General features: G+C 41.4%; 13 protein-coding genes, 1 pseudogene and 1 riboswitch. Of the genes and pseudogenes, 13 read left to right on the plus strand and 1 reads right to left on the minus strand.

What is annotated here, in order from left to right:
• Positions 1 to 14 precede the first annotated feature (14 nt).
• From AMR95_RS12285 to AMR95_RS12310, 6 genes and pseudogenes are all read left to right on the plus strand, one after another.
• Positions 15 to 499, plus strand: a pseudogene (locus AMR95_RS12285) (MarR family winged helix-turn-helix transcriptional regulator).
• A 13-nt stretch (positions 500 to 512) separates the two neighbouring features.
• Entirely contained in the window at positions 513 to 1,151 is a 639-nt protein-coding gene (locus AMR95_RS12290; protein ID WP_039182629.1) for a nitroreductase family protein, read from the plus strand.
• A 25-nt stretch (positions 1,152 to 1,176) separates the two neighbouring features.
• Entirely contained in the window at positions 1,177 to 1,470 is a 294-nt protein-coding gene (locus AMR95_RS12295; RefSeq protein ID WP_058838423.1) for a putative quinol monooxygenase, read from the plus strand.
• A 189-nt stretch (positions 1,471 to 1,659) separates the two neighbouring features.
• On the plus strand, positions 1,660 to 4,041 hold the full coding sequence (locus AMR95_RS12300; RefSeq protein ID WP_058838424.1) for an immune inhibitor A domain-containing protein: 2,382 nt from the start codon (positions 1,660 to 1,662) through the stop codon (positions 4,039 to 4,041).
• 205 nt (positions 4,042 to 4,246) lie between these two features.
• The gene (locus tag AMR95_RS12305; protein WP_039182618.1) at positions 4,247 to 4,501 is read left to right on the plus strand and encodes an ORF6C domain-containing protein; all 255 of its coding nucleotides are present in this window, start codon (positions 4,247 to 4,249) and stop codon (positions 4,499 to 4,501) included.
• Between the two features lie 5 nt (positions 4,502 to 4,506).
• Complete coding sequence (locus AMR95_RS12310; RefSeq protein ID WP_034281380.1) at positions 4,507 to 4,878, plus strand: DUF1304 domain-containing protein; 372 nt, start codon at positions 4,507 to 4,509, stop codon at positions 4,876 to 4,878.
• Positions 4,879 to 4,912: 34 nt separating this feature from the next.
• On the opposite strand, the gene AMR95_RS19250 is transcribed toward AMR95_RS12310, so the two are convergent.
• On the minus strand, positions 4,913 to 5,077 hold the full coding sequence (locus AMR95_RS19250; RefSeq protein WP_003214630.1) for a hypothetical protein: 165 nt from the start codon (positions 5,075 to 5,077) through the stop codon (positions 4,913 to 4,915).
• Between the two features lie 258 nt (positions 5,078 to 5,335).
• On the opposite strand from AMR95_RS19250, the gene AMR95_RS12315 reads away from it, so the two are divergent.
• From AMR95_RS12315 to AMR95_RS19590, 7 genes are all read left to right on the plus strand, one after another.
• Complete coding sequence (locus AMR95_RS12315) at positions 5,336 to 5,992, plus strand: type 1 glutamine amidotransferase domain-containing protein (protein WP_058838425.1); 657 nt, start codon at positions 5,336 to 5,338, stop codon at positions 5,990 to 5,992.
• 140 nt (positions 5,993 to 6,132) lie between these two features.
• Positions 6,133 to 7,260 (plus strand): hypothetical protein, encoded by a 1,128-nt coding sequence (locus tag AMR95_RS12320; RefSeq protein WP_058838426.1) that lies wholly within the window; start codon positions 6,133 to 6,135, stop codon positions 7,258 to 7,260.
• Positions 7,261 to 7,316: 56 nt separating this feature from the next.
• A riboswitch (TPP riboswitch) is annotated at positions 7,317 to 7,420 on the plus strand.
• A gap of 87 nt (positions 7,421 to 7,507) precedes the next feature.
• Positions 7,508 to 8,194: a thiaminase II gene (gene tenA, locus AMR95_RS12325; RefSeq protein ID WP_058838427.1), complete on the plus strand. Its 687-nt coding sequence runs from the start codon at positions 7,508 to 7,510 to the stop codon at positions 8,192 to 8,194.
• Entirely contained in the window at positions 8,191 to 8,790 is a 600-nt protein-coding gene (locus AMR95_RS12330) for an ECF transporter S component (RefSeq protein WP_058838428.1), read from the plus strand. The genes tenA and AMR95_RS12330 overlap by 4 nt, the downstream gene beginning before the upstream one ends.
• Entirely contained in the window at positions 8,765 to 10,363 is a 1,599-nt protein-coding gene (locus AMR95_RS12335; protein ID WP_058838429.1) for an ABC transporter ATP-binding protein, read from the plus strand. Before AMR95_RS12330 ends, AMR95_RS12335 begins: the two co-directional genes overlap by 26 nt.
• Positions 10,353 to 11,087, plus strand: a complete 735-nt coding sequence (locus tag AMR95_RS12340; protein ID WP_058838430.1) for an energy-coupling factor transporter transmembrane component T family protein — start codon at positions 10,353 to 10,355, stop codon at positions 11,085 to 11,087. The genes AMR95_RS12335 and AMR95_RS12340 overlap by 11 nt, the downstream gene beginning before the upstream one ends.
• Before the next feature lie 534 nt (positions 11,088 to 11,621).
• Complete coding sequence (locus AMR95_RS19590) at positions 11,622 to 12,077, plus strand: methyl-accepting chemotaxis protein (protein ID WP_257218432.1); 456 nt, start codon at positions 11,622 to 11,624, stop codon at positions 12,075 to 12,077.
• Positions 12,078 to 12,184 lie beyond the last annotated feature (107 nt).

Consider the following 12,184-nt stretch of genomic DNA (forward strand, 5'->3'; position numbering starts at 1 on the left):
TGACGAGTCAATGATTGATATATCAAGTAATTGATTTCTGAATAGAAAAGAGGGGATGGCATTGACTGCATTTTGCTCTGAAGAGGCAGAGGTATTATATCGTTTGCAGTGCGTGAACCGTATGATGGGCGTGAAGTTCGAAGCATGCACGGGCATCAGCCAATCAAGACTTGAGTTGTTATCGCTGTTATTCCAAGCCGATGAAATCAGCCAATCAGATTTGCAGAAAAAAGTAAATATTGATAGTGCAGCTGTGACGCGTCACTTGAAACAGTTAGAAACAAAAGGAATGGTCACACGCAGAAGAAAACCAGAAGACAATCGAGTCACACTTGTTCGCTTAACAGACGAAGGCAGAACAAGAATCGAAGCTTCTAAAATAGAAAAAGAACGATTTATCTCAGAAATGCTTGAAAACGTAAGTGAAGAAGAACGAAGGCTTCTCACTGATGTGCTCATCCGTATACAACAAAACATCGAAAAGATTCAAACAACCTAAAGGAGTGTTACACATGGCTACAACATTAAAAACAAACGATTTTATGGAAATTATGAAAGGGCGCCGCTCTATTCGTAACTATGATCCATCTGTGAAAATCAGCAAAGAAGAAATGACAGAGATTTTAGAAGAAGCAACAACTGCACCATCATCAGTGAATGCACAGCCTTGGCGCTTCATGGTGATTGACAGCCCAGAAGGGAAAGAAAAGCTTGCACCACTTGCAAAATTCAACCAAACACAAGTGTCAACATCAGCAGCTGTCATTGCAGTATTTGCAGATATGAAAAGCGATGAATACTTAGAAGAAATTTACTCAAAAGCAGTAGAGCATGGCTACATGCCGCAAGAAGTGAAAGAAAGACAAATTGCTGCATTAACTGCACACTTTGAAGTTCTTCCAGAGCAAGTGAATCGCGAAACAATTTTAATTGACGGTGGGATTGTGTCTATGCAGCTTATGCTTGCTGCACGTGCACACGGTTATGATACAAATCCAATTGGCGGATATGATAAAGAAGTAATCGCTGAAACATTTGGCTGGGATAAAGAACGTTATGTACCAGTCATGCTGCTATCAATTGGGAAAGCAGCTGACGAAGGCTATGCATCTTACCGTTTACCGGTTGATCGTATTGCTGAGTGGAAATAATATCTTTTCAAAAGGAGACGATCAAATGATTATTATTCATGCAGGGATGACCATTCATCCAGAAAAAGAAAACGTATTTTTAGAAGAAATCAATGAATTAATGAAAGCTTCACAGGCTGAAGAAGGCAATGTTTCCTACAAGCTGTTCAAGGATACAGATAAGGAAAATAACTTTTTAATGGTAGAAGTGTGGAAAGATGACGCAGCGGTTCAAAGCCATAATGCAAGTGCTCATTTCCAAGCGTTCGTAGCGAAGGCAAAAGAATTCTTAGCCGCTCCACTTGACGTGGTTGCCTTTCAAGGCCAGCAGCTTTCATAGAAAAACAACAAACACCCTAGGCGGTTATCGCCTAGGGTCCTTTTATTTTCGACATATGGTTCCACCCATTTCATTCACGTATTGTGCATTTTCCACAAAATTTCTGAAAATAAAATGTTTTTCGACTTAACTATATTGGAATATGCTAGAATTAGATATTATTTATTACCAAAATAGGGAGGAACCAATATGAAACAAGGGAAATGGACGAAAATTGCACTAACCGCTGTGCTAAGTTTAGGCACATTGACAGCTTTCAGCACCCCTCTATCTGCCCACACCACAGAAAAATCAACATCCTCTGACGGCGGTCACTATTCAGGTATTCCATTTGACTCAAGCGTCGTAAATGAAGACCGTCTCGTCAAAGCCTTGAAAAAACAAGGAAAGATCAAAAAGAATGCCAATGAGGCAGAAACCCAAAAAGCATTAAAGAACTATCTAAAGAAAAAAGAAGAATCGGCAATGAAACAAAGTGCCAGCACTTTAACAGAAGAGCCTGAATTCCTCAAAGAATACAAACAAGAGGTACATAACAAACTTGCCAAAAAGAAAAAGTTAAAGAAGCATAAAGGAAAAGAAGGCAATCAAGTAAAACCGGTCAAAAAGGAAAAGTATAAAGGTGACGTCCGCAATGATAAGGTATTGGTTTTATTAGTAGATTTTAAAGATTATAAGCATAATAGTATCAAAAAAGAAGAGACTGATATGTATTATGACAAGTTTGATCAACAGCATTATCAAGATATGCTTTTCGGAAAAAATGGCTACATCGGTCCAGATGGGAAACGAAAAGTATCCATGAAGCAATATTATGAAAAGCAGTCCGGCGGCAGTTACACAGTCAGTGGAACAGTTGCAGGATGGTATACAGCGAAGCATGAAGCAGCTTATTACGGCGGGAACGTACCTGACGATTCAGGCAGTGACGGCAGACCGCGCGAATTGGTAAAAGAAGCACTCGAAGCAGCAGCAAAAGATCCAAATGTTGATCTCGGCGAGTATGATCAATGGGACCGCTATGATATTGATGGCGACGGTGTTTATAACGAGCCAGACGGCATCATTGACCATCTGATGGTCGTTCACGCGGGTGTAGGTGAAGAAGCAGGCGGCGGACAACTTGGCGCTGATGCGATTTGGTCACACCGCTGGTCACTTGGTGATGTATTTGAAATTCCGGATACTGAATCTGAAGTCGGACAAGGCGGGAAAATAGGCGCATTGGATTACACCATTGAGCCTGAAGATGGCGCAGCAGGTGTGTTTACACATGAATTCGGACATGATCTTGGTCTTCCTGACGAGTACGATACACAGTACACAGGCAACGGAGAGCCCGTTTCTTACTGGTCGATCATGTCAAGCGGAAGCTGGGCAGGTAAAGTGCCTGGCACGGAACCAACAGGCTTTAGCCCATATGCGAAAGAAATGCTTCAAAATCTGCATGGGGGCAACTGGCTTTCTGGACAAACCATCGATGGTAAAACATTAAAGAAAAGCAAAACCGTCTTAATTGATGAAGCAGCAACAAAAGGAACGAACCATGACGCCGTTCGAGTCGATTTACCAGATAAAGAGATTGTCGTTACGACACCTGCTCAAGGAAAATATTCGTACTTCAGCGGAACGGGTGACAATTTGAATGCAACCATGACGACAACAGGTATTGATTTGTCAAAAGGAAGCAAAGCAGAGCTGACATTTAAAGCATGGTACGATATTGAAGAAGATTATGATTATGCGTATGTCGAAGTGCGTGAAACAGGGACTGATCAATGGAAGACCATCGCGGGTAACATCACGAATGATCGAAATGAAGCAGGTGCAAACGAAGGCAATGGCATCGATGGAAAATCAGACGGCTGGGTAGATGCATCCTTTGACCTGTCTGCTTATGCAGGGAAGAAAATCGACCTGCAATTCCGTTACACAACCGATGCAGGCTATTCACTTCCAGGTTTATTTGTAGATGATCTGAACGTCAAAGCAGATGGAACGAACGTATGGTCAGATGATGCCGAGGATACATCTACTTTTACCTTTAATGGATTCTCAAAATCTAATGGAAAACAATATGCAGCACAATACTATTTACTAGAGTGGCGCTCTTATGCTGATGTCGATAAAGGCTTAAAGCATATTAAACGTGGTGCAAGTCTGATGAGCTATAATAACGGTTTGGTCGTGTGGTTAGTCGATCAATCATACAGTGATAACTGGGTTGGAAAGCATCCGGGGAACGGCTTCCTTGGCGTAGTAGATGCAGATCAGCAAGTATTAAAATGGAGTGACGGTTCCATTGCCGCCACAGGCTTCCAAGTACATGATGCAGCATTCTCTTTGAATCCAAGTACGAAGCTGAATATCGATTATACAGCAACAACGGGCTTAACTTTGCAAGATCGCTACATTCGCCCGACTCGTACATTTAGTGATAAAAAGAACTATGTGAATCCAAATAACCCAGATGCAGGACGCGATGTACCGAACTATGGATTATCCTTTAAAGTCGTTGGACAAAGTAAGGATCGTTCTGTTGGAAAGGTGTTAATTTCGAAAAGTAACTAAATAGAAAGCCGGATTCTACTATTGAATTCGGCTTTTTGATATGTGAGAAAAGGATTATAAGGACACGATTTGGTTTTTAATCGAATGTCTGTTCTTTTTTATTTTGATATCCGAATGAAACCATTATATAATAGAGCCTGGAAGGTTTTTCTTTCAACCATGATTCTTTTAGCTGTTAAAACAAAGGAAAGGATGAGCGTTACCAATGAGTTATGTCACTGCCAAGCAATTAAAGGTGATTCGAGGGACGATGCAGACTTTTTGCAGCCATTTGGAGTATGATGGTCATGGTAAGCTTCATATCAATACCATCATGGCTTTTATTAAAAAGGAATTCGGCGTGAGAAAAATGAAAGACATTCCACAAAGTCGCTTTACAGAAGCGCTAGAATTAATACAAGACTTCGATTTATACACGGACAAAATAGAGATTCGTGACCGTCTATCAGAAAGGAATTAACTAAATTGAATATTTTAGCAATGATTTTAGTAGGAATTGTCGCATTAGAACACATTGTCATCATGTTATTAGAAATGTTTTTTATGGAATCAAAGATGGCGAAGAGATCTTTTAAGCTGCCAGAACACTTGCAAAAAGATCCAAATGTCAAAGTGATGTTTGCTAATCAGGGGCTTTATAACGGGTTTTTAGCAGCAGGACTCATTTGGGGACTCATTCTTGGATCGAATACCGTTGGATATATGATTCAGCTATTTTTCATTCTTTGTGTCATCATCGCAGCAGTATTTGGCGGTGTAACATCCAATAAATCAATTATCATCAAACAAGGAGTACCAGCGCTTCTTGCATTAATTGCACTGATGCTGGCGATCTAATCTTAAATAAAGCCGCCCCTAGAAAGGGCGGCTTTTATCTTTTTCGAAGTCCCATCAAACGAATAATGGATGTCAGACAAAGGGCAACAGCAACGGCCAAAATGATTTTTCCGTACATGACCCCTGTTAGGTTCATTAAAAAGACGGCCAATATAATACAGAGCGTGATGATGATCATCACAATCGAATAGGTTTTCATCTCTTTTTCCACTCCTTTAAAAATCCCCTCATGTGACACGAGAGATCTGTCAATCTTTCCTCATATTATATCACTCAATGACAATTTTACATGAAATTCCCTACCAATAGAATGTGACATATTGATTAGATTTTGAGTCATACCATATTTTTTAGAAAATCGGGTATAACATAAAGAATTGACCCAAAGTCATATTGCTTGATATTTAATTGTGCAAAATATAAAATAACCACAGGATAAATCGAAAGGATGATCAAGATGAGTAAGAAAGTGTTATTAGTATCGACAAGCAGCCCAGAAATGAATGGACATCCAACAGGCTTATGGTTAGAAGAGTTAGCAGAGCCATTTCATATTTTTAAAGAAAATGAACTAGAAGTACAAATTGTCTCTATTCAAGGTGGCACTGTACCAATTGACAAAAATTCAATTCCTGAAGGTGTCCCAGCGCAATATCAAGATGTGTATGAACGACTTCAAGACACAAAGGCGCTTACAGATGTGAATCCAGCTGATTATGACGGCATTTTCTTTGCTGGGGGACACGGCCCTATGATCGACTTTGCGTCTAATCAATTGGTAGCGGATGCGATCTTAGCGGTTTCAGATAAAAATGGTGCGATCGGAGCCGTTTGTCATGGTGTTTCAGCATTCGTTGATGTGAAGGACAAAAATGGCAAATCATTTATCGAAGGCAAAAAAATCACAGGCTTTACCAACGAAGAAGAGGAAGCCGTGCAGCTGACATCAAAGGTTCCATTTTTATTGGAAACAAAACTTCGTGAGCAGGGGGCAGCGTTTGAAAAAGGAGATGCCTTTGCGTCATTTGCTGTCGTTGACGGACAAATCATTACTGGACAAAACCCCGGATCAAGTGCAGAAACAGCACGTTTGTTTGTCAAAACTATTGCATAAAACGTTCAAAAACCAGCCGTTACTCATGCGGCTGGTTTTTTTGTTATAAAAATGTCCCAAAAAAGACCAAAACAATGATTGGAATAATGGTAAAATTATCACAGGGTAAAAAACCCAAATGAGGAAAAGGGGATGTTCCTGTGAGAGCATTTTATGTCAAAATCACTGCAGCTTTACTGTCTGTTTTACTCGTCGCAACAGGTCTGTTTTCACCAGCATTAAAAGCAGAAGGAGCACCAAAATCAAGTGGGAAACGATCACCACTGACAGAAAAAGCGATTCAGCAAGTGCAAGAGTCGTTTTTAAAGCAGGATGAAGGAACCGCTATCCAACAGAAGCAAGTGAAAAAATCATTTAAAGTGAATAAGAAGAAAGGAATCAGTATCAAACGAAAAGCTGCTAAAGATGGCAAAATGCGCACGTCTGCCGTTCGCTCCATTGATGGACTAGCCATAAATCAATCGGCTGTCTTAACAGAGGACGACCCAGTTGATTTATGGTTTTTAAGCACATCTTCACCTCAGGCACTCATCAGCCGGATTACCTCTTCAAACCCTGATTATTTCGTTCAATTGTTTGTTGTTGATTATGAAACAGGACAAGCCTACCCAACGGATCTTATTCAACCGGCAGGCAGTCTGCTCGCGTTAAGCAATTTACCAGCGGGTGATTATGCGTTTGGTATTACCAGCGGTGGAGACTTTGGAGACTCATATACATTACAGGTGAATGCAAAAAACCCACCAAATTTCACAGGTGCTGAATCCCTGTCATCAACATTGCAATACTTTGTCGCTACGTATGCCAATGGGGATGTTTTCGCAAATGGTACAAAAGTGTATAACAAACAATCTAAGACCGCCGATTATAAATGGGAGCGTGTGTTTTACTTCTCATATGATGGAAAATATGAACAGAGAACTCATTCTGTTGACAGTGTGAAGGTGAAAAGTATTTCGGCACCAGTGTCGTACTCTGCTCCATACGCAAGTTCCTCAGAGGCCATTCTCGTCTATTTAGATGTGGAGACTTTATTTATGTATCATGAATCATCGTTTGCTAGCGGGCAGTACTACCATAGTAGCTTTGTTGATACACTTGGGAAGACGACACCAAGACGCTTAGATATTGATGATATGACAAATTACGGTGATCATATTTTAGCTGTAGATTTAAAAACAGGAAAGCCGATCGATTTCTTCAGTGTGTTGAATTTCTACTATGCTGCAGGGATCGAGAAACTGCCAACAATCAGCACGTTGAATTAAGAAAGGCGGTTGACATCAAATCGCCACATGTGTAGAGTAAAGATAATTAAATGACAAAAGTCCACTAGGGGAGTCATGTATGACTGAGACAAGAGAAAATCTTGGACCCTTTGAACCTGATCTAGTTCGTACTAGCGGAGGGAAGTGGAGCTGGACCTTGTCTTATTCATGATTGAATCGATAAGAAGGCCGCTCCATTTGGGGTGGCTTTTTCATTTATTCAACTGAAGAAGAGGAGGCTTTTTTTATGACATTTTCTACACAATTAAGGAAAGAAGCAGAACCGTTATTTGAAGCCATTTATCAGCATCCGTTCGTCAGAGGCCTGGCAGCAGGAAAGCTGGAAAAGGAACAGATCATTCATTATGTCAAACAGGATGCAGAATACTTACAAGCATTCATTAAAATTTATGCAGCAGCGCTCAGCAGATGTACAGACAGAGAGGATATTGCGTTTTTTCATCAGCAGATTGCATTTGTACTAGATAGTGAAACGCACCCTCATCAAAACCTTTGCCGAGTGGCAGGCGTATCATATGATGAGCTCCAAGGTGCTTCTTTGGCTCCGAGTGCTCATCACTATATTCATCACATGCTGCAAGTCGCACAGGAAGGTACGCTTGGTGAAATCATCGCTGTCCTGCTTCCATGTCCTTGGACATATTGGGAAATAGGGAAACGAATGCTCACAGATGTGCAGCCAGACCCGTCACATCCGTTTTATGAATGGATCACGTTTTATGGAGGATTAACCGATTCTGTCACAGGTGAGCTTTGCAAGCGGCTCGATCAATTGGCGGAAGCAGCAAGTGAGAATGAAAAGGAAAGAATGAAACACCATTTTATCTTAAGCTGCCAGCTCGAGTACAAGTTTTGGGAAATGGCCTTCACTGTTGAACAGTGGCCAGTTCAACTGGAGGTGCATTCATCATGACATGGAAGATGAAAGAAGTCGTCCTTGCTGTGATTTTATCCGTTGCGTGCGGTGTGATCTATTTAGGATGGTCCACACTTTACTTACCGATTACAGCACTTGTTGGCCCAGCAGGAGGCAATATCATGTTTGGAATATGGGTCATTGCCAGTCCAATCGTTGCGTATATCATTCAAAAGCCGGGGGCTGCCCTGATTGCGGAAACAGCTGCCGCGGCTGTGGAATTATTGACAGGCAGCCACTTCGGACTTTCAGCTTTGCTGATTGGTGTATGCCAAGGGCTTGGGGCAGAAATCGCCTTCGCTTTTTTTGGGTATAGACGATACCGCATGTGGACACTGATGCTGTCTGGTGCCTTTGCAGCTATCGGAGCGATGGCGTACAGTCTCGTGGCAAATGGCTTTGGTTATTACACGCCTCAAGTTTTACTTATGACCCTTGTGACTCAAATTATTAGTGGAATGATACTTGGCGGCTGCCTTGCGAAAGTGGTGGTGGACGCACTATCCAAAACAGGTGTACTGAATCAATATGCCATCATGAAAGAAAAACGAAACAAAGGTGAACAGCATGAATTCATTTCTCGCGTGCAATGATCTGACTGTCCGTTTTTATGAACAGCCTAAGCCTGTTTTAAATCAAATCTCCCTGACGATTCAAAAAGGGGAAAAGGTGCTTATTTTAGGACCGAGCGGAAGCGGGAAATCCACGCTCATTTCGGTTCTGGCTGGAATCATTCCAGAGCATGTGGAAGCAGACATGCAGGGCGAAGTGGTGTTACAAAGACATACAGGCGTCATGTTTCAAGATCCAGACTCTCAGTTTTGTATGCACCGCGTCAATGAAGAAATTGCCTTTAGCTTAGAGAATCGTTCCGTCCCACGTGAAGAGATGGATGACATCATTCAGCAGCTCATGCAAAAAGTCCAACTGGATGTCGATCCGCATACAGAGATTCACACTTTATCTGGCGGCATGAAGCAGCGATTGGCACTTGCTTGTTTACTAGCATTACAGCCGGATGTTCTATTCTTTGATGAACCAACCGCACAGCTTGACCCGGCAGGTAGAATGGACATATTTCAACTGCTGCAGCAGCTTGCAGCCGATCAGCAGCAAACCATGATTTTTGTAGAGCATGTGCTTGACGGAGTCATCGAATGGATGGATCGGGTGATTTTATTAGATGATCAAGGCAGCATTTTAGCAGATGGAGCTCCAAAAGATGTGCTCGTGACATATGAGGAAGAAATGATAGAGGCAGGAATTTGGCGGCCAAAATTATTTCCCGAGAAATGGTCCACGATTATTCAAGATCCATTTCATCCACTGAGTCAAACCTTTATGCAAACCTATGAAGCAAGAAAAGAGCAGCATGAAAAAGTGCCGTCAATCGAACGAGAGACAATGATTCGTACAGAAAATCTTCAATTAAGCTACGGGAAAAAAAGGATTATGAGTAACCTTCAGCTGGATATCAAAGCAGGAGATTGGGTGGCGATTATTGGAGAAAATGGAAGTGGAAAAAGTACGTTTCTCAAACATTTGATCCGCTTAGAGCCAGCTAAAAAAGGTCATATTTTCTTAAAAGAAACAGACCTTAAAAAATGGTCTGACCGACTACTCTATGAAAAAGCAGGCTTTGTGTTTCAAAATCCGGAGCTTCAATTTATACAAGACACAGTATTCGATGAAATCGCCTTTGGCGGCAGACAGCGAAACTGGCCAGAATCAGTCGTACAAGAAAAAACGGCCCAGCTGCTGAAAGAGTTCGGTTTAGAGAAGCATGCAAAAGCACATCCCTTCACCTTAAGTTTAGGGCAAAAAAGAAGATTGAGTGTTGCCACGATGCTCCTTTTTGATCAAGATGTATTGCTGTTAGATGAACCGACTTTCGGGCAGGATGAAAAAACGGCGAAGGAATTAATGAGGCGTTTAAAAGAGCGGCAGCGCCAAGGCACGACCATTGTGATGGTTACACATGATATGGAGCTTGTCGATGAATGTGCCGATCAAGTGCTTCTTTTTCATCAAGGCAAGCATGTATATGATGGCACCCCTTATGATTTATTTTCAAATCAGGAACTTGTCGATGCTTATCAGCTGAGAGCTCCTTTACATTATCGCTATGTGGCAGAAAGAAAGGATGTGCTGACGATTGCAAAGTAATCATTCCTTTCTTTCTACTGTGAATCCAGTCATGAAATTACTCGCTCACCTGCTTGCGATGGGCTGCCTCATGGCGATATCTGATCCTAAAACAACCTTTATCATCTGGCTGTTTGCTCTTGGCATTGGACTTGTTTTAGGTGGATGGAATATGAAGTATCTCATCACAAGGCTTGTCCCTTATCTGCTCTTTTTTATTCTCGTCTTTTGGATGATGGCGGCATTCGGCAAGGGGGATCATACTGTTTGGAAGTGGGCGTGGTTTCATATCACGGAGGAGAGTTTAAGAAATGGTCTCACCATCGCTTTCAGAATGCTTGGATTTGTAACATTTGGTCTCCTTTTTACGTCCACAACAGATTTGACGGCATTTATGATGAGTTTGATTCATCAATGCCGAATGTCCCCAAAATGGGCGTATGGAATGCTTGCCGGCTTCCGGTTTATTCCGTTATTTCAAAGTGAATTAAAACAAATGAAAGCTGCACATAAAATCAGAGGCTACAAGCAAAAAAACAGCTGGAAAGCCTTTATGCGTTATGCATTACCCCTTTTTACACAAGGTGTACGAAAATCAGAGCGCTTAGCGATTGCGATGGAAGCCAGGGGCTTCACAGGGACGAGAGAGCGAACGTATTATCATATCATCAGCACCTCATGGATTGACTACATGTATCTTTTTCTCATCGGTATCAGTGTCTTTATGTGCATTTACTTTTTTTAAAAAACACCCACATTCACTAGATAGAATGTGGGCTTTTTATATGCCTTAGGTCATTTGATTGATATTAGTACACATTACAGGCTGTAATAGATCATATAACGAACCGATAAAGAAGGTGTACTGAGAAAAAGAGAGGATGAACGTAAGCGAATGTCACAGAGAATTGATAACATAATAGACGCTTTACCAATCATTGGACTTGCTATGAGAGAACAGCTAACTTTTTCTGTTTTAGGGAAAGAGAAGGTTCTTTATTATCAGCAACATGGGAATATTGATTTAGGATTTAAAGCTGGTGATACAGTAGATCCTGGATTCCAAAACTTTGCGATGCTGAAAAATGGGAGAGAACCATCGTTTATCCAAATTCCGAAAGAAGTATACGGGATTCCAATGGATATCGTAGCCGTTCCAATTACTGATGAATCAGGTCAAGTGGTTGCTGCCTTCTGTGTGGCCTATGACCAAACGAATCAACAACGATTAGAGCACATCATGACGGAGAGCAACGAGGCTTCCGAAAAACTAGTCGCAATGGTACAGCAGGTTGCCGCACATTCAGAGGAACTACAAGCGACAAGTGAACAAATTCTACAAAATACGAAAACCACTGTCGAAAATTCCTCTAAAATCAATCAAGTGTCTAATCTCATTAAAGGTATCTCTGATCAAACGAACTTACTTGGACTTAACGCATCAATAGAAGCTGCAAGAGTAGGGGAAGCAGGAGCAGGCTTTGGAGTGGTCGCAACAGAAGTGAGAAAGCTGTCAACTCACGCGAAACAGGCGACAACTGATATTGAAACAGCCCTAAAAGATGTGCAGGGATCGATCAAAGGAATGGAAGAAGAAATTGCGCAAATTGTCGCTTCCTCTGAGCATCAGGCAGAACTTGTTGGCACTTTTACAAAAATTATTGAAGGCCTTCATGAAACAAACGAAACAATGAAATCATTGGCAAACGACTTAGTGAACTATCAAGTGAAATAAAAGAACGACAAAACCTCCAGCTGAATTGGAGGTTTTTTTATCATTTCAAGGTGAGAAACTTGTTAGAATTATGACCGTTTTATCGCTGACAGGCAGGATACACTTCT

Origin of the sequence: Bacillus sp. G1(2015b) (genome assembly GCF_001482475.1) — a bacterium.
Taxonomy (GTDB): Bacteria; Bacillota; Bacilli; order Bacillales; family Bacillaceae; genus Bacillus; species Bacillus safensis.